Consider the following 25,855-nt stretch of genomic DNA (forward strand, 5'->3'; position numbering starts at 1 on the left):
CAGATCAACTCAGCCGGTCGATCGCCTCGCTATCCAGCCCGCCCGGAATGATCATGAGCGGGCAGGGCAGCTTGCCCGCGTCAGCGCCTGCGAAATGCGTAACGAGCTTGCCCGGATTGCCGCTTGCCGCAGCGCCCAGAACGAGCGCCGCGACATCGTCCATTTCCTCCAGTGTGCCGCGCACGACAGCGACCGCCTCACCCTGTCTCACGGTAATGCTGGGACGGATGCCCGATTCATCGGTCAGCGTCCCCGCTGCGCTGGTCACCAGCGCCTCTGCGCGTTGCAGCGCTTCGTCCTCCATGGTGGCCTGGACGCCGCCCCATTGTACGAACTCGGCCGGCGGGATCAGCGCCAGGATGCGGACCGCGCCCCCGGTTTTGGCTGCGCGCCGCGCGGCGAAGCGTAAAGCGGTTTCCGCTTCCGGCGATTCGTCCACGACAACCAGATATGTCCGCACTTCTTATCGCCCCCGCGTTCAATTAATGGCGTCGGACGTTGGCAAAACGCCTCAACGAACCATAGAGGTGAAATGTGCGGCATAAAAGCGCGTCTGGCAAGCCGTCCCTTGACCGATCCGGCGAATGGGTGAAAACGGGCAGCCAACGGTCAAAGCCGTAAAGCCAAGAAGAGGCCCGAAAGCATGAGCAAGACGATCCAGATGCCCGCTTTGTCCCCGACGATGGAGGAAGGGACGCTGGCCAAATGGCTGGTCAAGGAGGGCGACACGGTATCGTCCGGCGATCTGCTGGCAGAGATCGAGACCGACAAGGCGACGATGGAATTCGAAGCGGTCGATGAAGGCGTGATCGCCAAGATACTGATCGCCGAAGGCGCGGAGGGCGTGAAGGTCGGCACCGTCATCGCCATCATCGCCGAAGAGGGGGAAGATGCCGCGACCGTCGCCGCTGGCGGTGCCAAAGCGGACGCCGCTCCCGCGCCAAAGGCCGATCCCGTCCCCGCCAAGGCCGAAACACCCGCCCCGAAAGCGGACGCCGCGCCCAAGGCTGAGGCCGCTGCGGCCAAGCCTGCGGTGGCTTCGGACGACCGTGTGAAGGCCAGCCCGCTGGCGCGCCGCCTGGCGGAGGCCAAGGGGGTCGATCTGGCCAGCATCACCGGCACCGGCACCAACGGCCGCATCGTCAAGGCTGATATCGAAGGCGCACAGCCCGGCGCCGCCGCGCCGACCGCTGCCCCCGCCAGTGCGCCGGTCGCTGCGACGCCCGCGCCGGTCGCTGCCGCCGCGCAGGATTTCGGCATACCGCACGACGTCGTCAAGCTCAGCGGTATGCGCAAGACGATCGCGCGCCGCCTGACCGAATCCAAACAGCAAGTGCCGCACATCTACCTGACCGTCGACATTCAGCTCGACAAGCTGCTCAAGCTGCGCGGCGAACTCAATGCCGGTCTCGCCAGCCGCAAGGTCAAGCTGTCGGTCAACGACCTGCTCATCAAGGCGCTGGGCGTTGCGCTGATCCAGGTGCCCGAATGCAACGTGCAGTTTGCCGGCGACCAGATGCTGCAGTTCAAGCGCGCCGACATCAGCGTCGCCGTGTCGATCCCCGGCGGTCTCATCACGCCGATCGTCAGCGATGCGGGCAGCAAGGGCGTCGCCGCCATTTCCGAAGCGATGAAGGATCTGGCTGCCCGTGCCAAGGACGGCAAGCTCAAGCCCGAGGAATATCAGGGCGGCACCGCCTCGCTGTCCAACATGGGCATGTTCGGCATCAAGCAGTTCGAAGCGGTCATCAACCCGCCCCAGGCCATGATCATGGCGATCGGCGCGGGCGAGAAGCGGCCCTATATCGTCGATGACTCGGTCCAGATCGCGACCGTCATGTCGGCGACCGGCAGCTTCGACCATCGCGCCATCGATGGAGCCGATGGCGCCCGCCTGATGAAGGCGTTCAAGGAACTGGTCGAAAACCCGATCGGTATGCTGGCCTGATGGCCTATGTAGACGAAACCCCGCCGGATATCAGTCCGGCGGTGCGTGTCATCGCCATGCCGACCGATACCAATCCCTATGGGGATATCTTCGGCGGCTGGTTGATGAGTCTGATGGATTCGGCGGCGGGTTCCGTCGCCGCCCGGCACAGCCATGGTCGCGCCGTGACGATCGCGGTGGAAGGGATGACCTTCCTGCGCCCCGTCGTGGTCGGGGATGAGGTGTCGGTATTCGCCACGCTCAAATCCGTCGGGCGTACGTCGATGAAAATCTATGTCGAAGCCTGGCGGCGCGCCCGGCATGACGACCGGTCCTACCGCGTGACCCACGCGACCTTCAGCTTCGTGGCGATCGGTGAGGATCGCCAGCCCCGTTCCGTGCCGCCCCTGCCGGGCGAGTGAAATGATCAAGACAATAAGCGAGACTGACCATGGCTGAGAATTACGATGTCATCGTTCTGGGCTCCGGCCCCGGCGGCTATGTCGCCGCGATCCGTTCCGCCCAGCTGGGCCTCAAGACCGCGATCGTCGAGCGCGAAAATCTGGGCGGCATCTGTCTCAATTGGGGCTGTATCCCGACCAAGGCGCTGCTGCGCTCTGCCGAAATTTTCCATTATATGCAGCATGCCAAGGATTATGGCCTGGCTGCAGAGAAGATCAGCGCGGACATCGAAGCCATCGTAAAGCGGTCGCGCGGCGTCGCCAAGCAGCTTAATCAGGGCGTCACGCACCTGATGAAGAAGAACAAGATCACCGTCCATATGGGCGACGGCAAGCTGACCGGAAAAGGCAAGCTCAGCGTCACCAAGGACGGGAAGACCGAAGAGCTGACGGCCAGGAACATCATCGTCGCGACCGGTGCGCGCGCCCGCGACCTGCCCTTCGCCAAGGCGGACGGCAAGCGCGTGTGGACCTATCGCCACGCCATGACGCCTTCGGAAATGCCGACCAAGCTGCTAGTCATCGGATCGGGCGCGATCGGCATCGAGTTCGCCAGCTTCTATAACGATATGGGCGCGGACGTGACCGTGGTCGAAATGATGGACCGCGTCGTCCCGGTCGAGGATGCCGATGTGTCCGCCTTCCTCGAAAAGGCGCTCAAGAAGCAGGGCATGACGATCATGACCGGCGCGGGCGTCGAAAAGCTGGAAGTCGGCGCGAACGGGGTGAAGGCCGCGATCAAGGGCAAGGACGGCAAGGTGGTGAATGGCGACTTCAGCCATGTCATCGTCGCTGTCGGCATCGTCCCCAACACCGAAAATATCGGTCTGGAAGAACTCGGCATCAAGTCCGAACGCGGCCATATCGTCACCGACCCGACCTGCAAGACCAATGTCGATGGCATCTGGGCGATCGGTGACGTCACCGCGCCGCCATGGCTGGCGCACAAGGCGAGCCATGAAGGCGTGATCGTGGCCGAAGCGATTGCGGGGAAGCATCCCCACGCCATGGACGTCCGCAACATTCCGGGCTGTACCTACTGCCACCCGCAGATCGCCAGCGTCGGCCTGACCGAAGCCAAGGCGAAGGAAGCCGGTTACGAGGTGAAGGTCGGCATGTTCCCCTTCATCGGCAATGGCAAGGCGATCGCGCTGGGCGAGGCGGAAGGTTTCACCAAGACGGTGTTCGACGCCAAGACCGGCGAACTGCTGGGCGCGCACATGATCGGCGCGGAAGTCACGGAAATGATCCAGGGCTATACCATCGGCAAAACGCTGGAAACGACCGAGGCGGAACTGATGCACACCGTCTTCCCGCATCCGACGATTTCGGAATCGATGCATGAAAGCGTACTCGCGGCATATGGCCGTGCGCTCCATATCTGATTGGCGCATATCGCCGGTGAAAGGCGCGGGAGCTTTGGCTCTCGCGCTTTTTTGCGTATTGGCGATCGCATTGATGCAACGGGCCGGGTGGCTCGACGGCCTGAATGTCCGGCTGATGGAAGGGGCAGGACAGGCACGCGACAGCGCCATCGGCCGCGATGTGACGCTGTTGATGCGATCGGCTTCCGCGGTCGGCGGTACCGCGGGGCGGTTGCTCCTGCTCGCCATGGCTTTCGGCTGGCTGCTCCTGCGCGGACGGCGGCAGGGCGCCTTGTGGCTGGCGCTGACGATGGCGGGCGGCACCTTGCTCAACCTTGGCTTGAAACAGGTTTTTGCCGCGCCGCGCCCGGATCTGCTGCCCCATCTCGACATCGTCCACAGTTACAGCTTCCCCAGCGGCCATGCGGCGGGGAACATGATCTTCTTCGGCGCGCTGGCGCTGCTCGCCGGTCGGCGCGGCGGCTATCATGCGGCGGCGGTTATGATCGCCTTGATCGGCGTCAGCCGGGTCTGGCTCGGCGTCCATTGGCCCAGCGATGTTACCGCGGGCTGGATCGAAGGGCTGGGCTGGCTCGCTTTATGCCGCGTCTGGCTACCAGCGCGGAGAGGGGAGCAGCAGGGCGCGGCCCATGCTGCTGTGCGGCGGCATCCCGTCGCTGGTGATGAAGCCATGCACCCAGAAACTGTCGAAGACCGTTGCCGCGGCGATCAGCAATAGCATGATCGCCGTGACGGCGAATATCCGTTGCGCACCGCGCACGGCGCTATCGGGCGACAGGGCGATCAGCGCCAGCGGCAGCAGCGGCAGGAAATAGCGCCCCTGCGTCCCCTGGATATAATCGGCGCCCAGCGGCGTCCCGGTCAGATACATGGCCGTTTCGATCAGCAGCGCGACGCCCGCGGCCACCGCCAGCCACCAGAGCCGCTGGCCGATGCCGAAGCGCGCGCCGTTGCCGTTGGCCACGCCCGCCCCCAGCATCAGCAGCGCCAGTGGATAGGCGACCAGCGGCAACAGGATCGCGTTCCAGCCGAAACGCCCGACGATCTGCAACGCATAGACCGGCGCACGTTCGACTACGCTGCCGACGAGAATGCGGACATAACCCATTGGATCATGCAGCAGGATGGCAAGCTGGTCGCGCAGCGGCGCGGTCATCATCGTCTCGCCCGTCTTGCGCGACTGGATATGATAGAGCGCCTGACTTCCGCCCGAATAGTGCATCCAGCCGATGAAGGCGATTGCGCCCAGCGCCATCGCCCCCAGGATCAGTCCTGTCCGCAGGTTGCGGCGATCCCGCGGCCAGCGCAGTCCCGCGGCCATGATCGGCAGATAGACGCCCTTGCATAGCGCCAGCAGCGGCCCCGTCACCAGCAAGGCCATCGATCGTGCCGGCGTCACCCCCATGAACCCGGTGCGCAACGCCAGCGCCAGGCCCAGAAAGCCAAGCCCATTGATGACGGCATCGGGCGACAGCGATCCGGTCTGATAGGCTAAGGTCGGCAGCAGGGCGGTCGCCAGCAGCGCATTGCGGCCGAAGGGCAACAGGCGCAGCGCCGCGATCAGCAGCGCCAGTCCGATCAGCGCGTTGACGAGCCGCCCGACATAGAAGGCGTCGATCCACGGCAGGCCCAGCATCCGCCCCAAGGTCAGCCCCACCGCGCCCGGCGCATAAAGGCTGGGCGCATAGCTGGCGACATTGGGAAAATCGGCAAAGGCCATGCCCGGACGGCCCGCGTCGACGGCCGCGCTGCGGGCGATCTGCGCGCGATCGAAACGGCGCAATATGGGCGGCACATCGGTCGGGAAATCCACGCCATGGATAGCCAGCGCCGCTCGCGGCAGTTCCACGCCGATCGCTTCGCCACGCTGTTCCGTCAGCACATGCCCCTGCGCCAGCGCCAGCGCCTTCATATAATGCTGGTTTTCGTCCGGCGCCTGAAAGGGCGGGGTGACGATGGCGAAGAAGAGCGTGGCGACACAGACGGCCGCGAGCAGCAGCCTCTCGATTGGGGTCCATGGCGCAGCAAACAGCATGTCGCCATTGGTCGCGCCGGTAAATCTGCTCCGCTCGTTCCGCATGGCCGCACCCTATCCGGCGCGGCTTAACATTTCGCGACCGTAATCCTTTATTACTGGCAAGATGGCGTTGGAGCGAAAGGCTTTTACGCCTCCGCTTCTTCCCGCTCGACCGGCGGATGCAGTCGCAGGCGGGTCACGCGACGACCGTCGCTCGCGACGATCTCCAGCTTCCAGCCGCTGGGGCCGTGATCCAGTATCTCACCCGGTTCCGGCACGCGTCCGGCAAGGACGAAGGCCAGGCCGCCCAGCGTGTCGACATCTTCCTCGACCTCGCCCAGCTTCTCGTCGATTTCCTCGGCGACATCGTCCAGTTCGGCGCGCGCATCGGCTTCCCACAGGCCGCCGTCGAGCGGGACCAGCATCGCCTCGGGCGCATCGTCATGCTCGTCCTCGACATCGCCGACGATTTCCTCGACCAGATCCTCGAAGGTCAGCAGCCCTTCGGTCCCAGAATATTCGTCCAGCACGATGGCCAGATGGGTCCGCTTGGCCCGCATTTCGGCGAGCAGGTCGAGCGCGCCCATGCTTTCGGGCACATAGAGCGGCTGTCGGATCAGCGGCTCCAGCGTCTCGGGCACAGGCGACTTGCCGGCCAGGATCGCGAAAGCGTCGCGGATATGGATCATGCCGACGATCGTATCGAGCGTGCCGCGATAGACCGGCACACGACTATGCCCCGCCTCGGCGAACAGCGCGGCGAGGTCGGCAAAGCTGGCTTTCTCCTCGATCGCGATGATGTCCGCGCGCGGCACGGCGACATCGTCCACGGTATGTTCGGAAAAATGGAGCAGGTTGCGCACCATCTGGCGTTCGATCGCCGACAGGTCGCCCTTGGCCGGCGGCCCGCCATTCTCGTCCTGCTCGTCCTCGTCATATTCGTCGAGCGCTTCTTCCAGCTCCTTGCGCAGGCTGGTTTCTTCCCCCTCGCCGAACAGGAGCGACTTGATGCCGCTCCATAATCCGCCCTCGTTGCTACTGTCCCCTTCTTTCGAAGCGGTGCCGTCCTTCGGACTGCCGTCAGCCATGATCGTTCTTATTCCCCAGTTGCGCGATCCCCATAGGGATCGGAAAGACCCATGCTCAGCAGCGCTGCAATCTCCAGCGCTTCCATCGCTTCGGCCTCATTGTCGTCCATATGGTCATATCCAAGCAAATGAAAAGTCCCGTGGACGATCAGATGCGTGGCATGATCGGCCACCGATATGCCTTTTTCCGCCGCTTCGGCGACGCAGACGCCTTCCGCCAGCACGATATCGCCCAGCAGCACTTCGCCATCGTCGGTATTGGCGGTCACTTCCAGCAGGTCGTCCTGCACCATCGGAAAGGACAGGACGTTGGTCGGCTTGTCCTTGTCGCGATAGGCGCGGTTGAGCTGATGCACCTCCGCGTCGCTGGTCAGCTTGACCGCGATTTCATACAGCGCCTCGTCGGTCGCGAAGGCGGCATAGGGACTGTGCGCGATGGCGGAGGCCACGGCGCGCTGGGCCAGCAATTCCCAGTCGACACCGGGCCAGCCCTCTTCATGCAGGACGGCGACTTCGATCATTCAACATTCTTTCCGTTCGGTTCGCGCTGGTCGAGAACCGGTTGCACGCGACGCTTCGCCACAAACGCGAAGCGAACGGACGTGGCCGTCAGGCATCCGGCCCCTCATAGGCCTCCACGATCCGGCCGACCACGGGATGCCGGACGACGTCGGCGATGCCGAACGGCACCATCGCGATGCCTTCCACGCCCTGCAATCGCGCGACCGCATCGGCCAGCCCGGATATGCCCGGCTGCGGCAGATCGACCTGCTTGGGGTCGCCACAGATGACCATACGACTGCCCTCGCCAAAGCGGGTCAGAAACATCTTCATCTGCGCGATGGTCGTGTTCTGCGCCTCGTCCAGCACGATAAAGGCGTTGGCCAGCGTACGCCCGCGCATGAAGGCCAGCGGCGCGATCTCGATCTCGCCGCTGGCAATCCGCCGTTCGACCTGTTCGGCCGGCAGCGTATCGTGCAGCGCGTCGTAGATGGGGCGGAGATAGGGATCGACCTTCTCCTTCATATCGCCGGGCAGGAAGCCAAGCTTCTCGCCCGCTTCCACTGCGGGGCGGGACAGGATCAGCCGATCGACGCTGCCGGTGATAAGCTGGCTGACCGCCTGCGCCACCGCCAGATAGGTCTTGCCGGTGCCTGCCGGGCCAAGCGCAAAGATGATGTCGTTACGGTTCAGCGCCTCCATATAGGTAACCTGCGTCGCGGAGCGCGGCACGATCGTCTTCTTGCGCGTGCGGATCATCACCTTGGGCGGTTCGGCGACATCGTGGCGGATGATGCCGTCCAGCATCGGTTCGGACGACATGGCGATCACCGCCTCGACCGCGCCGGCGTCGATCTCCTGTCCCGCGACGATACGGTTGTAGAGGCCGGTCATCACGTCGCGCGCACGGGCGGCGGCCTGCGCCTCGCCCTCGATCTGCAACTTGTTGCCGCGGGCGGCGATATAGACGCCCAGCCGATTTTCGATCGCCACCAGATTGCGGTCATATTGACCGAACAAGGTGCCGAGCAGATGCGGCTTTTCGAAGGTGACTTCCAGTCGCGCCTTTTCGGCGACGGGCTCGCGATGATGTTGGTTCGGTTTCTTGCCCATGCTCAGCCCCTTTTCCCATCCGTCATGCTCGCAAAGGCGAGTATCCATCTTCCGCCGTTCGATCCTGGTGGACACGGTCGGAGAGGGGTTCCTGCATATGCCGGAACGACGGTTTTTTGGTTCAAGCGGCCTGCCTCCTGCTGGGTTCGCCGGCCAGACTATTCGGGCCGGCGCTGATGATATCGACTTCGACCATGTCGCCGATGGAAAGGTCGGGCACGGTGACATGGACGGACTGGAGCCAGGGCGTCTTCCCGATCAACTGGCCGGGATAGCGCCCCTTGCGCTCCAGAAGAATGTCGGTGCTGCGCCCGATCGTGGCGGCGTTGAAATCCACCTGATGCCGGTTGATCGCCGCCTGCAACCGCGCAAGCCGCTCGTCCATGACCGCCGCGGAGATCTGATGATCCATGTCGGCGGCGGGGGTGCCGGGGCGCGGGCTATATTTAAAGCTGTAGCATTGGGCGTAGCGCACCTGCTCCACGATCCTGAGCGTATCTTCGAACTCGGCGTCGGTTTCGCCGGGGAAGCCGACGATGAAGTCGCCCGACACCGCGATATCGGGGCGCACCGCGCGCACGCGATCGATGATGCGCAGATAGCTGTCGACGCTATGGCTGCGGTTCATGACCTTGAGGATGCGGTCATTGCCCGACTGCACCGGCAGATGGAGGAAAGGCATAAGCTTCTCCACCTCGCCATGCGCGGCGATCAGGCCGTCGCTCATGTCGTTGGGATGGCTGGTGGTATAGCGGATGCGCTTGAGGTCGCCAATCTTCGCCAGAGCGCGGACCAGCCCGTCCATGCCCTGCGTTGCGCCCTTGTCGTCCTCGCCGGTCCAGGCGTTCACATTCTGGCCCAGCAGCGTGATCTCGCGCACGCCGCCATCGACCAGCGCCTTCGCCTCGTCCAGGATCGCGCCCCATGACCGGCTGATTTCCGCGCCGCGCGTATAGGGCACCACGCAATAGGTGCAGAATTTGTCGCACCCTTCCATGATCGTCAGGAAGGCGGTCGGCCGCGCCTGCTTGGTGCGGGCGGGCAGGGCGCCGAATTTGGACGCCAGCGGCATGTCTGTGTCGACAGCCTCCTCGCCGCGACCGACCTTGTCGATCAGGTCGGGCAGGCGGTGATAGGCCTGCGGGCCGACGACGATATCGACATTGCGCGCGCGGCGCTGGATTTCGCTCCCTTCCGCCTGCGCGACGCAGCCGGCGACCGCGATCATAGGGCGGCTGCCATCCTCGCGCACCATCCGGCCGATATCGGAATAGACTTTGTCCACCGCCTTTTCGCGAATATGGCAGGTGTTGAGGATGACGAGGTCGGCGTCGGCCCCCTCCGCCGCGGCGGTCATGCCGCGCGTGCCCAGCATTTCTGCCATGCGCTCGCCATCATAGACGTTCATCTGGCAGCCGAAGGATTTGACGTGGAAAGTCGCTGGGGCAGTCTTGGCGAGGGTTTTGGGGGCGTCGTTACGATTCATCGCACCAGCTATACAGGCGGCAGGGGCGAAGCGGAAGGGCGCTGATGCGCCTTGGAACGTTGCTCTATACTAAGTGCGATACGCTCGCGCGCCTTGGCGGCGATGACCTTGCGATCGGCGCATTGCGCCGGGTCGAACGGCTCTAGGAAGCGCAGCGTGACCGGCAGCGTTCCCTTGCGTCCCAATATGCGCATGGCGTTGGTTCCTGCCGGCTCCTCGCCGTGCCAGGCGATCTCCGCCGTCGCCGGCCCATAATCGATATGCACCGGCTGGATCATCACCGCGCGCGGCGGGGGCAGTAACACTGCCAGCAAGGACGGTTTGAACGGCAGCAGCCCGCTGCCGTCGCTCGTCGTGCCTTCGGGAAAGAGCGCCACCGGCTGATGCCCCATCAGCGCCGCGCGCAGGGCGTCGATCTGGCCCGACAGCGCGCCGCGCCGCTCGCGCGCGACGAACAGCGTGTTGTTCTGCGCCGCCAGCCAGCCGATCACCGGCCAGCGGGCGATACCGTCATGCGCGACGAAGGCTGCGCCGGTCGCGCCGGCCAGCGCCAATATGTCGAGCCAGCTAACATGATTGGCGAGCAGGAAGATGTCGCCGTCATGGGGGTGCCCGTCCTTCCGCACGCGCGCGCCGACCGATCGCGCGGCCATCGCCAGGAAGCGTCGCGGCCACGGTGAAGGGCGGCGCGCCATGCGCCAGAGCAGATGCGGGATCAGGCAGACGAGCAGGCTGGCGATCAATGCCGCGATGCGGATCGTCCGGCGCAGCGCGCTCAACCGGTCAGTTCTTCCGTTCCAGCGCGACGCCGTATAATTCCATGCGATGATCTACCAGCCGGAAGCCCAGCTTCTCGGCGATCAGCTTCTGCAACTGTTCCAGTTCCGGGTCGACGAACTCGATGACATTGCCGGTTTCGACGTCGATCAGATGGTCGTGATGCGATTCCGGCGCGGCTTCGTACCGGGCGCGGCCATCGCCGAAATCATGCCGGTCCAATATGCCCGCTTCCTCGAACAGGCGCACCGTGCGGTACACCGTGGCGATGGAAATGCCCGGATCGATCGCCGCGGACCGGCGATGCAGTTCCTCGACATCGGGATGATCGGTGGCATCGCTCAATACCTGGGCGATCACCCGGCGCTGTTCGGTGATCCGCAGTCCCTTCTCGTGGCATAGGGCTTCGACGTCGATTTTGCGGTTCATGCAGGCTCGCTTAATGGCTTGGTGCGACAGGTTGGATCGAACCTAGCGACTTTTCTGAATGCAGGAAAGGGGCGCATCGGCGATGCGCCCCTTTCTTTGACAGCGTCTCGATCGATCTGGCAGATCGATCGCGCGAATTATTTGCCGCGTGTGGCGGGGGTCCGGCGGCGCTTGGTGCCCAGGCCGATCTTCTTCGCCAGGTTACGGCGCTGTTCGGCATAATTGGGGGCGACCATCGGATAATCGGCAGGCAGGCCCCACTTGGCGCGATAATCGTCCGGCGTCATCTGATAATGGGTCATCAGGTGGCGCTTGAGCATCTTCAGCTTCTTGCCGTCTTCCAGGCAGATAATATAGTCGGGCTTGATCGACGAACGGACCGAAACGGCCGGCTCAGGCTTGACTTCAGGCACCGGCGCAGGCTGGCTCAGGCCCGACAGCGCAGCGTGAACATTCTGAATCAGCGTAGATACGTCGGAGACGGCGACACTGTTGTTCGAGACATGGGCAGCCACGATGTCCGACGTCAAAGTAATGAGCAGTTCGCTCTGGGCCGATTCGGTTTCCATTTTCCTGTTTCCTACAAGGCTATATTGTTGTGCGACCCGCCCAAGGAATGCATTTCAGGAGCGGTATATGGTCGCTAGACCTTGGCGGACGATTTCGCAAGACCCTATTGGGTCATGCCAGCATGTCGATGCGAAAGCTCAGTGCATCGTGAAGTTGACCATCATTGCCGCGATAGTAACCGGGGCGACGATGTACATATTCGAAGCCGCTTTTCTCGTATAGTTTGACGGCCTTATTTGTCGAACGCACTTCCAGGTTCATGGACGTGATGCCGCGCTGGCGCGCGGTGCGGAGGCTGTGGCGCAGCAATGTCTCGCCGATGCCGCGTCCGCGCCAGATCGGATCGACCGCCAGCAGCAGCAATTCGCATTCGTCCAGCACCGACCGCACCAGCGCAAAGCCCAGCGGCGCGGCGTCCACGCGCGCTACGGTCAGCCAGGTGCCCGGCATCATCAGCACGCCCGCCAGTTGCGGCATCGTCCAGGCCTCGCCGAACACGGGGTCGAAGGCGCGCGCCATGACCTCCATCGCGTCCGCCAGCGCATTGCGCTCGCCCTCGTCATAAACGCTCAGATGAAGGTCGGGGATCATGATGCGGCGCGCTCCGCCATGGTCATCGCATCCGCGCCACGGCCATAGATCGGACTAGGGGGTAGCGGCGCAAGCCCGGCGATCAGCGGATAGTCGGTCGCATCGGGATAGAGGGTGGCCGCTGCGCCATCACCGCGCGCCGTCACCAGCGCTTCGGCGCCCGTGCCATAGAGGATCGGCGCGTCGAGCAGTCCCGCCAGTTGCGCGATCGGCGTGGAGGCGATCGCGCTCGTCGCGCGCATGCCGTCGGCGGTAAAGCATTGCCAGAACAGCTCGCCATGGCCGCCGGTGATGGTGACGGCGATCGGGCCGCCGGCATGATCCTGCGCCGCCTTCGCCGCGATCAGCGACGGCGCGCTATAGCCATGCAGCGGGATATTCCAGGCCAGGGCCAGTGCGCGGGCGGCGGCAATGCCGATCCGAACGCCGGTGAAGCTGCCCGGTCCCACATCCACCACGATCGCGTCGGCGCGCCCGCCATCGGGCAAGGCGGCGATGGCGGGCAACAGCGCCTCGGCATGGCCGCGCCCGACGACTTCGTGGAAACGGCCGATCGGCGTCCCGTCCTCCAGAAGTGCGACGGACAGGGCCTGGGTGGCGGTGTCGATCACCAGAAGACGCAAGCAAACCCCCTCAAGCATCCGCCCCAAGCATTGATGCTTTGCGGATTCGTCTTGCGGTTAGTCGATCCTTCGGGATTTGCCAAATGTCGCGAACAGGCCTCAGACCGCGCGGACCTCGGTGACTTCGGGCACATAATGTTTCAGCAACTGCTCGATGCCGTTCTTGAGCGTGGCGGTGGAGGACGGGCAACCCGAACAGGCGCCCTGCATCTTCAAATAGACGGTGCCCTTGTCGAAGCCGCGATAGATGATGTCGCCGCCATCATTGGCCACCGCCGGGCGCACCCGCGTATCGATCAGGTCGCGGATCTGCTCGACGATCTCGGCGTCTTCCGGGGCGTCGGCAAAGCTCTCCTCGTCGGCCGGCACGCTGATCCCCGCAGCGGAGCCGGGCGTGAAGAGCGGCATGTTCGCTGAGAAATGCTCCAGCAGCGTTGCCAGAACATCCGGCTTCACGTCGGACCATTCCGATCCCGGCGCAATCGTGACCGAGATGAAATGCCCGCCGAAAAACACGCCGGTCACATCGCCCAGGCGGAACAGCGCATCGGCAAGCGGCGACGCTTCCGCTTCCTCCGGCGTCGCGAAATCGCGCGTGCCGGCGCCCATGACTTCGCGTCCGGGCAGGAATTTGATGGTCGCCGGGTTGGGCGTCAGTTCGGTCTCGATCAGCATGATGCTCATGTGGCGATTGCCGCGGTCAAGATCAAGCGTTTCGGGAACTTCGCTGCATCCCGGCCATTGAAGGAGGCGACGCAACAAGGAGACAGGATCATGGGCGACACCACCGATATTCGAGATCGTTTCTGGACGGAACTGTCGAGCAGCCCCTTTCTGATGCTGGGCTTGCAAAACAGCACGGAGCATAGCGCGCCGATGACCGCGCAACTCGATCCGAACGCCAATCACTGCTTCTGGTTCTACACATCGCGCGACAATCGGCTTGCGCCGGGCGGCCCGGCGATGGCGCAATATGCGGCCAAGGACCATAATCTCTTCGCTTGTATCGAAGGAACGCTGACGCCCGAAACCGATGCGGCGATCATCGATCGCTGTTGGTCGAAAGAGGTCGAGGCCTGGTATCCGGGCGGTCGCAACGATCCCAATCTACTGATGCTGCGCTTCGATCTGGGGAACGCGGAAATCTGGCGGTCGGACATGTCGATCAAGGGCGTCTTCAAGATGCTGTTCGGCGGCGACGTGCGCGACGAAATGAAGGGCAAGCACGCCGAAGTGGCGCTCTGACGTCCTTTCCTTCACCTGAAAATCGGTGGCCGCGGTGCAAATCCGCGGCCGCTTGCTATTTGCCTGCAACTTCGCCATATGCGTTGCAGCGCAGCAGACGGGCCGTTTCCGGTCCCCTAGCGATTGGCAGCGTGATCGTCCGCAATCCCAATTGACCTCCAGGGGTCAGGTGAGGACCACGGACCGGCCAATGAGAGTCTGCGCCAAGCTTGAGGCTTCCCTTTTCACGCGGGTCGTTTCGTAACCCGCCTCGCGCCCTTCCTGCGTCCGCAGAGCAAGTTGGCGTCCTGGCCACTTGTGAGTTTTCTTTAATGCAATTCAACGACCTTGGTCTCGCCGAGCCCATCATGAAGGCGCTCGCCTCCAAAAACTACGTCACCCCGACCCCGATCCAGCAAAAGGCGATTCCCGTCCTGCTGGAAGGCAAGGATTTGTGCGGCATCGCCCAGACCGGCACCGGCAAGACCGCGGCCTTCGCGCTGCCCAGCCTCGATTATTTCGCCCGCAACCCCAGGCCGACGCCGGTCAAGGGCTGCCGGATGCTCGTCCTGGCGCCGACCCGCGAACTCGCGGCGCAGATCGCGCAGAGCTTCCGCGACTATGGCCGCTTCCTCAAGCTGTCGGTCGAAACCGTCTTTGGCGGCGTGCCGATCGGCAAGCAGATCCGTGCGCTCAGCGTCGGCGTGGATGTCGTCGTCGCGACCCCCGGCCGCCTGCTCGACCTGATCGACCAGCGTGCCTTCACCATCAAGGACACGGAAATCTTCGTTCTCGACGAAGCCGACCAGATGATGGACATGGGCTTCATCCACCCCTTGAAGCGCGTCGCCAAGATGCTGCCCGCCGACCGTCAGAATCTTTTCTTCTCGGCCACCATGCCCAAGGAAATCGAGGCGCTCGCCGCGCAGTTCCTCAACAATCCGGTCAAGGTCAGCGTCGCCCCGCAATCGACCACGGCCGAACGCGTCCGCCAGCAGATGTATTTCGTGAACCAGGGTGAGAAGCAGGCGCTCCTCCATCTGGTGCTCAAGAGCGAAGAGATTGACCGCGCGCTGATCTTCACCCGCACCAAACATGGCGCCGATCGCGTCGTGCGCTTCCTGGAAGGCGCGGGCATCGACGCCTTCGCCATCCATGGCAACAAGAGCCAGGGCCAGCGCACCACCGCGCTGCAGGCGTTCCGTCAGGGCAAGGTGAAGCTGCTGGTCGCGACCGACATCGCCGCGCGCGGCATCGACGTGTCGGGCGTCAGCCACGTCATCAACTTCGAAATCCCCAATGTGGCCGAACAATATGTCCACCGCATCGGACGGACGGCGCGCGCGGGAGCCGACGGCATCGCGATCAGCTTCGTGGCGGATGACGAGCGCCCCTATCTGAAGGCGATCGAGAAGGCGACCCGCGTGAAGCTGGAAGTCGTCGCGCTGCCGGAGAATTTCATGGACGCGGTGCGGGCTTTGCCCAAGCCGGCGGCGCCCAAGAAGGGGCCGAGCCAGACCCCGCAGCAGCAGGCGCGCCGCGCCGACGGCCAGCGGAAATATCAGGATGGTCAGCGTCAGCAGCGCGGCGCCCCCGATCGCGCGCATCGCACCGATGCCGAGGGCGGCGAGAAGAAGCCCTTCCGTGGTCGCGGCCGCGGTCGCGGCGGCGTCGGCACGCACAAGGGCGCCGTCCAGCGCACCGGCGCACCGCGCTAAATCCATAGACGCCATTCGTTTCGGGCGAGGTCGGGAAACGCTTCTCCACCCGCTCGAAGCGAACGGTGCGCATATCGGGCTTAAGCCCCATGCACGACCGCTTTGTCAGTGGTCATTCAGGAAAATGGCGCTAGGCTCCCATGCCTATGCGCTTTTCCCCCCGCCGTTCGGCCGCTTCGCTCTCCGTCCTCGCCCTGCTTCTGTCGGGATCGCCCCTGGCGGCCCGAACCGACGCCGTTCCTGCATCCGGCGGGCAGGGGCCGATCAGCGGGCAGGCGCAGGTGCGGCCATGGCTCTATGAAAACAGCGATGTGCCGATCGATCCGGCCTGGCGCTTCGGCACGCTGTCCAACGGCCTGCGCTATGCCATCCGGCGCAATGGCGTTCCGCCGGGGCAGGTGTCCGTCCGCCTGCGGATCGATGCCGGCTCGCTGATGGAGCGGCCCGAGGAACTGGGGTACGCCCATTTCATCGAACATCTCTCGATGCGAGGCTCGCGCCATGTTCCCGATGGTGAATCCAAGCGCATCTGGCAGCGTCTGGGCGTCACTTTCGGCAGCGACAGCAACGCGCAAACGACGCCGACCGGCACCACCTATGCGCTCGACCTGCCGCAGGCGACCCCGGCCAGCCTGACCGAGAGCATGAAGATTCTCGCCGGGATGATGACCGATCCCAATATCGTGGACAGCGCGGTCGACGCCGAACGCGCCGTGGTGCTCGCCGAACGGCGCGAGAGCGACGGACCGCAGATGCGCATGTCCGACGCCAGCCGGCTGCATTTCTTCGCCGGCCAGCCGCTTGCCGACCATGCGCCGATCGGCACCGTGGCGACGCTGACCGCCGCGACCGCGGCCAAGGTGGAGGCCTTCCACCAGCGCTGGTATCGCCCCGAAAACGCCGTCATCGCGATCGCAGGCGATATCGATCCGGCGCAGGCCGAACAACTCATCAAGGATAATTTCGCCAGTTGGACGGTGCCCGGCAAGGGCGCACCCTTGCCCGATTTCGGCGCGCCGGACGCCAAGCGGCCCGCGACCCGAGTGGTGGTGGAGCCGGGCGTGCCGCTCGGCCTGACTTTGGCCTGGCTGCGTCCCTGGACACCCCATGCCGACACCATCGTCTACAACCAGGACAAGCTGACCGACATGCTCGCGCTGCAGATAATCAGCCGCCGGCTGGAGCAGGCGGCGCGCGCTGGCGGCAGCTTCCTGCAAGCGGGCGTGGAGCAACAGGATGTCAGCCGCTCGGTCGACGGCACCTTCATGACCATCATTCCGACGGGCGAGAATTGGGAGAAGGCGCTGGCCGACGTGCGCGCCGTGGTGGAGGATGCGAAGGCCGCGCCACCCAGCCAGGCCGAGATCGAGCGCGAATATGCGCAGATGGATACCGCGCTCAACATCCAGGTCGAGAATGCGGATACGGAACCGGGCGCCAAGCAGGCCAGCGATCTCGTCAGCGCCGTCGACATCCGGGAGACCACCGTCAGTCCGCAGGCCGCTGTCGACATCTTTCGCGCCGGCAAGTCCGCAATGACGCCGGAAAAAATCCTCGATTCCACGCGGCGCCTCTTCTCCGCCGGCGTGTTCCGCGCGCTGATGATGACGGGTAAGGTGCAACCCGGCCTTGACGCGAAACTCGCCGCTGCGCTCGCCGCGCCAGTGAAGGCGGCGACCAACGCCCGCCTCGCCGACAAGGCGGTGACCATGGACGACCTGCCCAAGCTCGGGCCGCCCGGAACGGTGGTGTCGCGCACCCCGGTCGGCCTCCAGGGCATGGAAAGCATCGCTTTCTCCAACGGCGTCAAGCTGACCCTTTTCGCCAATGACGCGGAAACCGAAAAGGTGCGGATCAACGTCCGCTTCGGCCATGGCCAGCAGGCCTTTTCGCCGACCAGGCCGGTCGCAAGCTGGGCCGCCGACTATGCGCTGGTGGCGAGCGGTATTGGCAAGCTCGGCCAGCGCGAACTGGACGACCTGACCAACGGCCGCCGCATGGGCATGGATTTCTCGACCGACGATGATGCTTTCGAAATGCAGGTCGTGACCCGTCCCGCCGATTATCGGGACCAGTTGCGCCTGTTCGCGACCAAGCTGGCGCAACCCGGCTGGGATCCCGCGCCGATCGCGCGGGTGAAGACAGGCGCGATCGTCGCCTATGACGCCATGTCGCGTGCGCCGGACTCGGTGCTGGGCCGCGATCTCAACTGGCTATTGCATGACAAGGACGTCCGCTTCCGCACCCCGTCCCGTGCCGAGATCGAGGCGCTGACGCCGCAGGCATTCCGCGCCACCTGGGAGCCGATCCTCGCCTCCGGCCCGATCGAGGTGCAGATTTTCGGTCAGGTCAAGGCGGATGAGGCGATCCAGGCGGTCGCCGCGACCTTCGGCGCACTGCCGGCCCGCCCGGATGTGCCGGTGCCCGCGATCAACCGGGCGATGCGCTTCCCGGCCCATGTCGATACGCCGGTCATCTTGCGACACAAGGGCGACAAGGAACAGGCGGCGGCGGTCATGGCCTGGCCGACCGCCGGCGGCTTCGAGCTGCAGAAGGAGGCGCGCCAGCTGGAGATATTGACCCAGATCTTCAACGACCGCCTGTTCGACAAGCTGCGCTCGACGGAGGGCGCTGCCTATTCGCCCAGCGTCCAGAATAACTGGCCCTTCTCCTACGAAAGCGGCGGCTATATCCTGGTCACCAGCCAGGTCCGGCCCGACAAGATCGCCTATTTCTACAGCGTGGTGAAGGACACGGCCGCAGACCTCGCCAAGACCCCCGTCAGCGATGACGAGTTGCAGCGCGCGGTTGCGCCGATGCGGCAGTTGCTGATGCGGGCCAGCACCGGCAATGCTTTCTGGATGAACCAGATGGAGGGTGCGACCCATGACGCCCGCTATGTCGAGGCGATGAAGAATATGTCGCAGGACATGCTCTCGGTCACACCGGCGCAGTTGCAGGCGCTTGCGGCCAAATATCTGGTGCCGGGGAAGAGCTGGTCGACGGTCGTCCTGCCCGAAGGGGTGGCGGCGCGCTGATCGCGCCGCCCGGCATCCGGCGCCTGCGTCACGCCGGCTGGGGCTGCTCCATCAATTGTTCGTAGAGGCGGACATATTCCAGATGCAGTTCGCGAATGACCGGATTATGCGACTGGGCCGCCAGTTGGCGGTTCCTTTCCAGTCGCGCGGTAAAATAGGCGCGGTCGAAAGTGGACGTCATATGCATGGAATGCCTCCCGAAAAGTTCGAAAGGTAAAGTCGTGGGGTATCAGTAAGTTGCTGCACCGCGACACGCGCGATGCGCCAATGCGGCAAAACGTGGAGCAGATGCGGCGACCGGCTCTCCCGATTATCGGGCGCGTCGGTCGCGAAATTAACGAACGCCGCCCAGCGCGGTGACGATCATCTCCGCAGTGAGGCGGGCGGCGCTGCTTGCCGACAGGCGGGGGCGTGAGAGGCTACGATGCCCCAGGCCAAACAGGCAGGCCAGGATCATTTCCTCCGCCGCGTCCAGCGCTTCGCCCGACTGCTTGTCATTGGCTGCGCAGGCAAAATAGCGGATATAGGTACGGAACCGCTGGCACATGGTGCCGATCGTGTCGGCGACTGCGGCGTTACGGAAGCTTTCGGCCAATATGTCGAACGAAAGAGCCTCGTCCTTCTCGTCGATCGTATGCAGCAGCAATTGCTCGAATGTTTCGACTATCGTCAGTTCGCCTGCATCCATCCGCATCTGGATTTCTGCCATTTCGCCGCACCATTGATCGGCGTCGTCATGGACCAGCGCCTCAATAATATCTTCCTTGCTCTTGAAAAGGCGATATATCTGTCCGACCGAGACTTGGGCGGCGACCGCCAGTTCGGCCATCGCGGTCTGATGAAATCCATGGCTGTCGAACAATGTCCGTGCTGCCGCCAAAATGCGAACCCGACCATTTTTTTCTTGCTGCACTGCAACCATGTCCACCCCTTAGGCCTTTTTTGCCTCTTGAAATCGCACTGCCATGATCGTACCTGCTCGGCAAGCGGAATGAACGTTCATTCCATCTCTTCGATCCCTATTTCAAAGACGGATATTCAAACGATGCAAAAGGGGACAATCATCGGGCTGCTGGCGTGTGCGTCGGCACTGGCGTTAAGTGGATGCGGCGAAAGCCCCCCGCCTGCGTCGCCGCCGCCCGCCGTCGGCGTAATCACGCTCAAGCGCGAATCGGCGACGCTGGTGAACGAGCTGCCCGGCCGGATCGTGGCCTTTGAAACCGCGGAAGTGCGTCCCCAGATCAGCGGCGTGATCCGCCGCCGCCTGTTCCAGGAGGGTGGCAATGTCCGCGCCGGCCAGCTTCTCTACGAAATTGATGACGCGCCGTATCGCGCCGCCCTGGCGCAGGCGCAGGGTTCGCTTGCCCGCGCCAATGCCGCGATCCGCTCGACCGGGCTGCAGGCCCAGCGCTACAAGGATCTAGTCGGCATCAATGCTGTCAGCCGCCAGGAATATGACGATGCCGACGCCGCCGCGCAGCAGGCGCGTGCCGATGTTGCGGCGCAGCGTGGCGCCATGCAGGCGGCGCAGGTGAATCAGAATTTCACGCGCATCCGCGCGCCCATCTCCGGCCGGATCAGCCGCTCGCTCTTCACCCCCGGCGCACTGGTGCAGGCGGGGCAGGCGGACGCGCTCACCACGATCCAGCGTACCGATACTGTCTATGTCGATGTCTCGCAGTCGGCGGCGCAGATCATCGATCTCAAACAGGCGATGAAGAGCGGGGGTGTCAGCGAAGCCGATGGCGCGCGCATCCAGTTGCTTCTGCCCAATGGCAGCGTCTATCCGATCGAGGGGCGCCTGCAATTTTCCGAAGTCACGGTCGATCCTACATCGGGTGCCGTGACCTTGCGCGCCACCTTCCCCAATCCCGACGGCCTGTTGCTGCCCGGCATGTATGTCCGTGCCAAGCTGGTCGAAGGACAGCGCGCCCAGGCGATCCTGGCGCCGCAGCAAGGCATCAGCCGCGATCCGCGTGGTCGTGCGACCGCCATGGTGGTGGGCAAGGACAACAAGGTCGAGGTGCGCCAGGTCACGGTCGACCGCGCCGTCGGCGACAAGTGGATCGTCACCGATGGGCTCAAGCCCGGCGACAGGCTGATCGTCGAAGGGCTGGTGAATCTGCGCCCCGGCACGGTCGTCAAGCCCGGTGCGCCGCAGCAGGTGACCGCTGCTCAGCCTGGCCCGAAAAATGGCCCGCAAAATGCTGCGTCATCGGTTCAGGGCGGGGCGCACTAAATCATGGCCCGCTATTTTATCGACCGGCCCATCTTCGCATGGGTCATCGCCATCGTCATCATGCTGGCCGGCCTGCTGGCGATCCGTTCTCTGCCGGTCGCGCAGTTTCCTGAGATCGCGCCGCCTGCGGTGACGATCCAGACCAGCTATCCTGGCGCCAATGCCCAGACGCTGGAAAGCACGACCACGCAGATCATCGAACAACAGCTCAAGGGCATCGACAATCTGCGCTATTTCTCCTCGACCAGCGACGGGTCGGGCAATCTCAATATCACCCTGACCTTCGAACAGGGCACCGATCCCGACATCGCGCAGGTCCAGGTGCAGAACAAGCTGTCGCAGGCAACGCCGCTGCTGCCGCAGGAAGTGCAGCAGCAGGGCTTGCGCGTTGGCAAGTCGACCTCCAGCTTCCTGCTCATCATGGCCGCCTATTCGGACGACGGCATTCATGACCAGGAGGATGCCGCCGACTTTATCGCGTCGAGCTTGCAGGATCCGATCAGCCGCGTGACCGGCGTGGGCGATACGCAGTTGTTCGGTTCGCAATATGCGATGCGGATCTGGCTCGATCCCTACAAGATGGCCAATCTCGGCGTCACCACCGGGGACGTCAAATCGGCGATCGTCGCGCAGAACGCGCAGGTGTCCGCCGGGCAGATCGGCGGATCGCCGTCGCCCAAGGGGCAGGCGCTCAACGCGACGGTCACGGCCCAGTCGCGCCTGCGCACCCCCGAAGAGTTCGGCAATATCCGCCTGCGCAGCAACGGCGACGGTTCGGTCGTGCTGATGTCGGATGTCGCCCGGATCGAACTGGGTGCGGAAACCTATGGGTTCGGCGTCAAGTTCAACGGCTATCCGGCCTCGGGCTTCGGCGTCAAGCTGGCGCCGGGCGCGAACGCGCTCGACACGGTGGAGGCGGTCAAGAGCCGCGTCGACCAATTGTCGAAGAACTTCCCAAGCTGGGTGAAATATGACTTCCCGGTCGATAACTCGACCTTCGTCAAGCTGTCGGTCGAACAGGTCATCCATACCCTGTTCGAAGCGGTCCTGCTGGTCTTCGTCGTCATGTTCCTGTTCCTGCAGAACTGGCGCGCGACCCTGATTCCGACCATTGCGGTGCCAGTGGTGCTGCTGGGCGCGTTGGCGATCCTCAGCGCGGCCGGTTTCACCATCAACACGCTGACCCTGTTCGGCATGGTGCTGGCGATCGGCCTGCTGGTCGACGATGCGATCGTCGTGGTCGAAAATGTCGAGCGCCTGATTCAGGATGAGGGCCTCAGTCCCAAGGAAGCGGCCAAGAAGTCGATGGACGAAATCAGCGGCGCGCTGATCGGCATCGGCCTGGTCCTGTCGGCGGTGTTCCTGCCCATGGCTTTCTTCGGCGGGTCCACGGGCGTCATCTTCCGGCAATTCTCCATCACGATCGTCTCTTCGATGATCCTGTCGGTCATGGTCGCTTTGATCCTGACGCCGGCGCTGTGCGCCACCATCCTGAAACCCGCTTCGCATGGTCATAGCTGGAACGGGCCGATCGGCTCGATCTTCGGCCGCTTCTTCGACTGGTTCAATCGCACCTTCGACAAGGGCGTGGCCCGCTATGGCCGGGGCGTGGAGAAGGTGGAGCGTCGTTGGGTTCGCACGATGCTGGTCTATGGCCTCATCGTGATCGGCATGGCCTTCATCTTCCTGCGCCTGCCGAGCGGCTTCCTGCCCGAAGAAGACCAGGGCATCATCATCAACCAGGTTTCGCTTCCCGCCGGCACCACGCTGGAGGAGACCGAACGGGCTCTGACCCGGATGCGCAACCATTATCTGGTGGACGAAAAGAAGAATGTCTCCGCCGTCTTCACCATCGGCGGCTTCGGCTTCGTGGGACAGGGGCAGAATGTGGGCATCGTGTTTGCACGTATGAAGGACTGGAAGGAGCGGAAGGGCGCCGACAATCAGGTGCCTGCCATCGCATTGCGTGCCAACAAGGCGTTCCGTAAGATTTCGGCGGGGATGGCCTTCGCCTTCGTCCCGCCGGCGGTGCAGGAACTGGGCAATGCGTCCGGCTTCGACTTCCAATTGCTCGATCAGGGCAATCTGGGCCATGAAAAGCTGCTCGCCGCGCGCAACCAGTTGCTCGGCATGGCGATGGGCGACAAGCGCCTGGCGCAGGTTCGTCCCAACGGTCTGGAAGATACGCCACAGCTCAAGCTGAACGTCGATCAGGCGGCCGCGGGCGCGTTGGGGGTGGCCCAGGCTGACGTCAATGACACGATCAGCACCAATCTGGGCGGCTCCTACGTCAACGACTTCATCGACCGCGACCGCGTGAAGCGCGTCTTTGTCCAGGCCGACGCGCCCTTCCGCACGTCGCCCGATGCCATCAACGCCTTCCACGTTCGCGGCAGCAGCGGCACGATGGCCCCACTGTCGGCCTTCGCCACGACCGAGTGGGTGCAGGGTCCGGCCCGTCTGGAACGGTTCAACGGCGTCCCGTCGATGAACATCCAGGGCGCGCCGGCCCCGGGCGTGTCGAGCGGCACGGCAATGCAGGCGATGGAGGAATTCGCCGCCAAGCTGCCGGCGGGCGTCGGCTATAGCTGGAACGGCATTTCCTATGAGGAGCGGACCTCCGGTGGCCAGGCGCCCTATGTCTATGCGCTCTCGATGCTGATCGTCTTCCTCTGCCTTGCGGCGCTGTATGAAAGCTGGTCGGTCCCGATCGCGGTGATGCTGGTGGTGCCGCTGGGCGTGCTGGGCGCGGTGATCGGCGCCACCCTGGCGGGGCTCAACAACGACATCTATCTTCAGGTCGGCCTCATCACCACCATCGGCGTGTCGGCGAAGAACGCGATCCTGATCGTGGAGTTCGCCGAAGAGAAGATGCGCGAAGGGTTGTCGCCGGCCAAGGCGGCGCTGGAAGCCGGCAAGCTGCGCCTGCGGCCGATCCTGATGACCAGCTTCGCCTTCATCTTCGGCGTGTTGCCTCTTGCGCTGTCCAAGGGCGCGGGGGCGGGCGGTCAGAATGCGATCGGCTGGGCCGTGGTTGGCGGCATGTTGTCGGCCACCGTGCTGGCGATCTTCTTCGTCCCGGTCTTCTTCACTGTCGTGAAGCGGCTGTTCCGCGAACATCATAATCACGAGGCGGACGGCGACCGGGCGACCCCCGATGCCCCGCAGGAGGCTTGAAGACCATGCGCAACATGAAAGCGCTGGGCGCCGTCACTCTCTCGCTGGCGCTGGCCGCCTGCGACATGGCGCCCAAATATGTGCGGCCGGAACTGCCGGTGCCCGCCACGAGTCCGCAAGGGCCGGCCTATGCCGTCGATAGCGGGCAGGGCATGGCGGTAACCGCGGACACCGGCTGGCGCGATTTCTTCACCGATGCTCGTCTGGCGCGCGTGATCGAAACCGCGCTCGCCAATAACCGCGACTTGCGGCTGGCCGTGGCCAATGTCGAACAGGCGCGCGCGCAATATAGGGTGCAGCGGGCGGACCTGCTGCCGACCGTGGCGGGGACGGGGACGGCCACCTTCTCGTCACAGCCGCTCGTCCAGTTCGGCCAAAGCGATCGGTTGCGGCAGGACGTCTATCAGGCGCAGGTCGGCATTTCGGCCTGGGAAATCGACCTGTTCGGACGGGTGCGCAATCTGACCAAATCGGCGCAGGAACAATATTTCGCCAGCGTCGAAAATCGCAACGCCGCGCAGGTCACGCTGATCGCTGAAACCGCCAACGCCTGGCTGACGATGGCGGCGGATCAGGAACGGCTGCGCATCGCCCGCGATCTGGAAAGCGCGTTCGGCAAGACGCTTGCGTTGAACAGGGCCCGCTTCGCCAAGGGCGTCGCGTCGGAACTGGAAGTGCGCCAGGCGCAGACCAGCTATGACAGCGCGCGGTCGGACATCGCCCAGGCGACGACGCTGGTGGCGCAGGACCAGAATGCGCTGAACCTGCTGGCCGGCACCACCGTCCCGGCGACGGACCTGCCCGACGCCCTGCCGCAATCCGACGCGACATTGGACAATTTGCCGTCCGGCGTGGGATCGGACATTCTGCTGCGCCGTCCCGACATCGCGTCGGCGGAACATCAATTGCGCAGCGCCAATGCGGATATCGGCGCGGCGCGGGCGGCCTTCTTCCCCCGCATTTCCTTGACCGCCGCGCTTGGCACCGTCAGCACCGGCCTGTCGGGTCTGTTCGCCGCAGGCAGCGAAACCTGGTCGGTGGCGCCGACAGCCAGCCTGCCGATTTTCGACTTCGGCAAGAACAAGGCCAATCTGCGCTATGCCCGGGCGACCTATGACGCGATGCTCGCCACTTATGAAAAGAGCGTGCAGACCGGCTTCCGCGAAGTCGCCGACGCGCTCGCCCGGCGCGGCACGATGAGCCAGCAACTCGAGGCGCAAATGTCGCTGCGCGATTCAGCCAAGATTGCCTACACCCTGTCGGACGCGCGCTTCCGGGCCGGGGTAGACAGTTTCCTCACCACACTGGATTCGCAACGCTCGCTTTACAATGCGGAACAGAGCCTGCTCGCCACCCGCCTGACCCGCGCCAGCAACATGGTCGAACTCTATCGTTCCATGGGCGGCGGCCTCAAATAGGCTTTGGCAGCAAGCGGCGGGAAGCATCGCCGATCGATCTCCGCTATCTACTTGGCTGCATAGCGGAGACGAT

General features: G+C 64.2%; 23 protein-coding genes and 1 pseudogene. 10 read left to right on the top strand and 14 right to left on the bottom strand.

Going from position 1 to position 25,855, the window contains the following annotated elements; genetic code table 11:
• Positions 1-4: 4 nt before the first annotated feature.
• On the bottom strand, positions 5-460 hold the full coding sequence (locus ABT375_RS02980; RefSeq protein WP_224549869.1) for a universal stress protein: 456 nt from the start codon (positions 458-460) through the stop codon (positions 5-7).
• Positions 461-643: 183 nt separating this feature from the next.
• Between ABT375_RS02980 and ABT375_RS02985 the strand changes: the two genes are divergently transcribed.
• The 4 genes and pseudogenes from ABT375_RS02985 to ABT375_RS03000 form a co-directional block, all read left to right on the top strand.
• On the top strand, positions 644-1,948 hold the full coding sequence (locus tag ABT375_RS02985) for a pyruvate dehydrogenase complex dihydrolipoamide acetyltransferase (RefSeq protein WP_416464081.1): 1,305 nt from the start codon (positions 644-646) through the stop codon (positions 1,946-1,948).
• A complete protein-coding gene (locus tag ABT375_RS02990) occupies positions 1,948-2,349 on the top strand; it encodes an acyl-CoA thioesterase (protein ID WP_224549871.1) in 402 nt (133 codons plus the stop codon). Before ABT375_RS02985 ends, ABT375_RS02990 begins: the two co-directional genes overlap by 1 nt.
• A gap of 29 nt (positions 2,350-2,378) precedes the next feature.
• The gene (lpdA, locus tag ABT375_RS02995) at positions 2,379-3,773 is read left to right on the top strand and encodes a dihydrolipoyl dehydrogenase (protein ID WP_416464082.1); all 1,395 of its coding nucleotides are present in this window, start codon (positions 2,379-2,381) and stop codon (positions 3,771-3,773) included.
• Positions 3,774-4,062: 289 nt separating this feature from the next.
• Positions 4,063-4,317: pseudogene (locus tag ABT375_RS03000) on the top strand (phosphatase PAP2 family protein); the annotation flags it as partial.
• Positions 4,318-4,365: 48 nt separating this feature from the next.
• Here ABT375_RS03000 and ABT375_RS03005 read toward each other — a convergent pair.
• The 11 genes from ABT375_RS03005 to ABT375_RS03055 all read right to left on the bottom strand — a co-directional run bounded on the left by ABT375_RS03005 (position 4,366) and on the right by ABT375_RS03055 (position 13,643).
• Entirely contained in the window at positions 4,366-5,853 is a 1,488-nt protein-coding gene (locus tag ABT375_RS03005) for a DUF2142 domain-containing protein (protein WP_416464083.1), read from the bottom strand.
• Between the two features lie 83 nt (positions 5,854-5,936).
• Positions 5,937-6,878, bottom strand: coding sequence for a hemolysin family protein (locus tag ABT375_RS03010; protein WP_224549876.1), 942 nt, complete (start codon positions 6,876-6,878; stop codon positions 5,937-5,939).
• Positions 6,879-6,886: 8 nt separating this feature from the next.
• On the bottom strand, positions 6,887-7,399 hold the full coding sequence (gene ybeY / locus ABT375_RS03015) for an rRNA maturation RNase YbeY (RefSeq protein ID WP_416464084.1): 513 nt from the start codon (positions 7,397-7,399) through the stop codon (positions 6,887-6,889).
• An 88-nt stretch (positions 7,400-7,487) separates the two neighbouring features.
• The gene (locus tag ABT375_RS03020) at positions 7,488-8,492 is read right to left on the bottom strand and encodes a PhoH family protein (protein ID WP_224549932.1); all 1,005 of its coding nucleotides are present in this window, start codon (positions 8,490-8,492) and stop codon (positions 7,488-7,490) included.
• 121 nt (positions 8,493-8,613) lie between these two features.
• Positions 8,614-9,978 (bottom strand): tRNA (N6-isopentenyl adenosine(37)-C2)-methylthiotransferase MiaB, encoded by a 1,365-nt coding sequence (miaB, locus tag ABT375_RS03025; protein WP_416464085.1) that lies wholly within the window; start codon positions 9,976-9,978, stop codon positions 8,614-8,616.
• 8 nt (positions 9,979-9,986) lie between these two features.
• Positions 9,987-10,757, bottom strand: a complete 771-nt coding sequence (locus ABT375_RS03030) for a lysophospholipid acyltransferase family protein (RefSeq protein ID WP_224549881.1) — start codon at positions 10,755-10,757, stop codon at positions 9,987-9,989.
• A 4-nt stretch (positions 10,758-10,761) separates the two neighbouring features.
• Positions 10,762-11,184 carry a Fur family transcriptional regulator gene (locus ABT375_RS03035; protein ID WP_169572327.1) on the bottom strand — a complete coding sequence of 141 codons (423 nt, stop codon included), beginning with the start codon at positions 11,182-11,184 and terminating at the stop codon, positions 10,762-10,764.
• Positions 11,185-11,321: 137 nt separating this feature from the next.
• Complete coding sequence (locus ABT375_RS03040; protein WP_224549882.1) at positions 11,322-11,753, bottom strand: MucR family transcriptional regulator; 432 nt, start codon at positions 11,751-11,753, stop codon at positions 11,322-11,324.
• Positions 11,754-11,865: 112 nt separating this feature from the next.
• On the bottom strand, positions 11,866-12,345 hold the full coding sequence (rimI, locus tag ABT375_RS03045) for a ribosomal protein S18-alanine N-acetyltransferase (protein ID WP_416464086.1): 480 nt from the start codon (positions 12,343-12,345) through the stop codon (positions 11,866-11,868).
• Positions 12,342-12,968, bottom strand: coding sequence for a tRNA (adenosine(37)-N6)-threonylcarbamoyltransferase complex dimerization subunit type 1 TsaB (gene tsaB, locus ABT375_RS03050; protein WP_224549884.1), 627 nt, complete (start codon positions 12,966-12,968; stop codon positions 12,342-12,344). The genes rimI and tsaB overlap by 4 nt, the downstream gene beginning before the upstream one ends.
• A gap of 99 nt (positions 12,969-13,067) precedes the next feature.
• A complete protein-coding gene (locus ABT375_RS03055) occupies positions 13,068-13,643 on the bottom strand; it encodes a NifU family protein (protein WP_416464834.1) in 576 nt (191 codons plus the stop codon).
• A gap of 99 nt (positions 13,644-13,742) precedes the next feature.
• Here ABT375_RS03055 and ABT375_RS03060 point away from each other — a divergent pair, with 99 nt between their 5' ends.
• From ABT375_RS03060 to ABT375_RS03070, 3 genes are all read left to right on the top strand, one after another.
• Complete coding sequence (locus tag ABT375_RS03060) at positions 13,743-14,213, top strand: pyridoxamine 5'-phosphate oxidase family protein (RefSeq protein WP_416464087.1); 471 nt, start codon at positions 13,743-13,745, stop codon at positions 14,211-14,213.
• 311 nt (positions 14,214-14,524) lie between these two features.
• Positions 14,525-15,910 (top strand): DEAD/DEAH box helicase, encoded by a 1,386-nt coding sequence (locus ABT375_RS03065; RefSeq protein ID WP_261934773.1) that lies wholly within the window; start codon positions 14,525-14,527, stop codon positions 15,908-15,910.
• A gap of 146 nt (positions 15,911-16,056) precedes the next feature.
• Positions 16,057-18,948 carry a M16 family metallopeptidase gene (locus tag ABT375_RS03070; protein ID WP_416464835.1) on the top strand — a complete coding sequence of 964 codons (2,892 nt, stop codon included), beginning with the start codon at positions 16,057-16,059 and terminating at the stop codon, positions 18,946-18,948.
• Between the two features lie 28 nt (positions 18,949-18,976).
• On the opposite strand, the gene ABT375_RS03075 is transcribed toward ABT375_RS03070, so the two are convergent.
• Positions 18,977-19,135: a hypothetical protein gene (locus tag ABT375_RS03075; RefSeq protein ID WP_416464088.1), complete on the bottom strand. Its 159-nt coding sequence runs from the start codon at positions 19,133-19,135 to the stop codon at positions 18,977-18,979.
• Between the two features lie 147 nt (positions 19,136-19,282).
• Positions 19,283-19,870 carry a TetR/AcrR family transcriptional regulator gene (locus tag ABT375_RS03080; RefSeq protein WP_416464089.1) on the bottom strand — a complete coding sequence of 196 codons (588 nt, stop codon included), beginning with the start codon at positions 19,868-19,870 and terminating at the stop codon, positions 19,283-19,285.
• A 123-nt stretch (positions 19,871-19,993) separates the two neighbouring features.
• On the opposite strand from ABT375_RS03080, the gene ABT375_RS03085 reads away from it, so the two are divergent.
• From ABT375_RS03085 to ABT375_RS03095, 3 genes are read left to right on the top strand one after another with little or no spacing between them, the layout of a single operon-like run.
• The gene (locus ABT375_RS03085) at positions 19,994-21,187 is read left to right on the top strand and encodes an efflux RND transporter periplasmic adaptor subunit (protein ID WP_416464090.1); all 1,194 of its coding nucleotides are present in this window, start codon (positions 19,994-19,996) and stop codon (positions 21,185-21,187) included.
• Positions 21,188-21,190: 3 nt separating this feature from the next.
• Positions 21,191-24,364: an efflux RND transporter permease subunit gene (locus ABT375_RS03090; protein ID WP_416464091.1), complete on the top strand. Its 3,174-nt coding sequence runs from the start codon at positions 21,191-21,193 to the stop codon at positions 24,362-24,364.
• A 5-nt stretch (positions 24,365-24,369) separates the two neighbouring features.
• Entirely contained in the window at positions 24,370-25,782 is a 1,413-nt protein-coding gene (locus ABT375_RS03095) for an efflux transporter outer membrane subunit (protein WP_416464092.1), read from the top strand.
• Positions 25,783-25,855 lie beyond the last annotated feature (73 nt).

The organism is Sphingomonas sp. VDB2, from assembly GCF_047946695.1.
GTDB lineage: Bacteria > Pseudomonadota > Alphaproteobacteria > Sphingomonadales > Sphingomonadaceae > Sphingobium > Sphingobium bisphenolicum.

Coding starts and splice junctions, on each gene's coding strand:
- ABT375_RS02985 (WP_416464081.1), top strand. CDS start 644: ATGAGCAAGACGATCCAGATGCCCGCTTTGTCCCCGACGATGGAGGAA.
- ABT375_RS02990 (WP_224549871.1), top strand. CDS start 1,948: ATGGCCTATGTAGACGAAACCCCGCCGGATATCAGTCCGGCGGTGCGT.
- lpdA (WP_416464082.1), top strand. CDS start 2,379: ATGGCTGAGAATTACGATGTCATCGTTCTGGGCTCCGGCCCCGGCGGC.
- ABT375_RS03005 (WP_416464083.1), bottom strand. CDS start 5,853: ATGCGGAACGAGCGGAGCAGATTTACCGGCGCGACCAATGGCGACATG.
- ABT375_RS03010 (WP_224549876.1), bottom strand. CDS start 6,878: ATGGCTGACGGCAGTCCGAAGGACGGCACCGCTTCGAAAGAAGGGGAC.
- ybeY (WP_416464084.1), bottom strand. CDS start 7,399: ATGATCGAAGTCGCCGTCCTGCATGAAGAGGGCTGGCCCGGTGTCGAC.
- ABT375_RS03020 (WP_224549932.1), bottom strand. CDS start 8,492: ATGGGCAAGAAACCGAACCAACATCATCGCGAGCCCGTCGCCGAAAAG.
- miaB (WP_416464085.1), bottom strand. CDS start 9,978: ATGAATCGTAACGACGCCCCCAAAACCCTCGCCAAGACTGCCCCAGCG.
- ABT375_RS03035 (WP_169572327.1), bottom strand. CDS start 11,184: ATGAACCGCAAAATCGACGTCGAAGCCCTATGCCACGAGAAGGGACTG.
- ABT375_RS03040 (WP_224549882.1), bottom strand. CDS start 11,753: ATGGAAACCGAATCGGCCCAGAGCGAACTGCTCATTACTTTGACGTCG.
- rimI (WP_416464086.1), bottom strand. CDS start 12,345: ATGATCCCCGACCTTCATCTGAGCGTTTATGACGAGGGCGAGCGCAAT.
- ABT375_RS03055 (WP_416464834.1), bottom strand. CDS start 13,643: ATGCTGATCGAGACCGAACTGACGCCCAACCCGGCGACCATCAAATTC.
- ABT375_RS03060 (WP_416464087.1), top strand. CDS start 13,743: ATGGGCGACACCACCGATATTCGAGATCGTTTCTGGACGGAACTGTCG.
- ABT375_RS03065 (WP_261934773.1), top strand. CDS start 14,525: ATGCAATTCAACGACCTTGGTCTCGCCGAGCCCATCATGAAGGCGCTC.
- ABT375_RS03070 (WP_416464835.1), top strand. CDS start 16,057: ATGCGCTTTTCCCCCCGCCGTTCGGCCGCTTCGCTCTCCGTCCTCGCC.
- ABT375_RS03075 (WP_416464088.1), bottom strand. CDS start 19,135: ATGCATATGACGTCCACTTTCGACCGCGCCTATTTTACCGCGCGACTG.
- ABT375_RS03080 (WP_416464089.1), bottom strand. CDS start 19,870: ATGGTTGCAGTGCAGCAAGAAAAAAATGGTCGGGTTCGCATTTTGGCG.
- ABT375_RS03085 (WP_416464090.1), top strand. CDS start 19,994: ATGCAAAAGGGGACAATCATCGGGCTGCTGGCGTGTGCGTCGGCACTG.
- ABT375_RS03090 (WP_416464091.1), top strand. CDS start 21,191: ATGGCCCGCTATTTTATCGACCGGCCCATCTTCGCATGGGTCATCGCC.
- ABT375_RS03095 (WP_416464092.1), top strand. CDS start 24,370: ATGCGCAACATGAAAGCGCTGGGCGCCGTCACTCTCTCGCTGGCGCTG.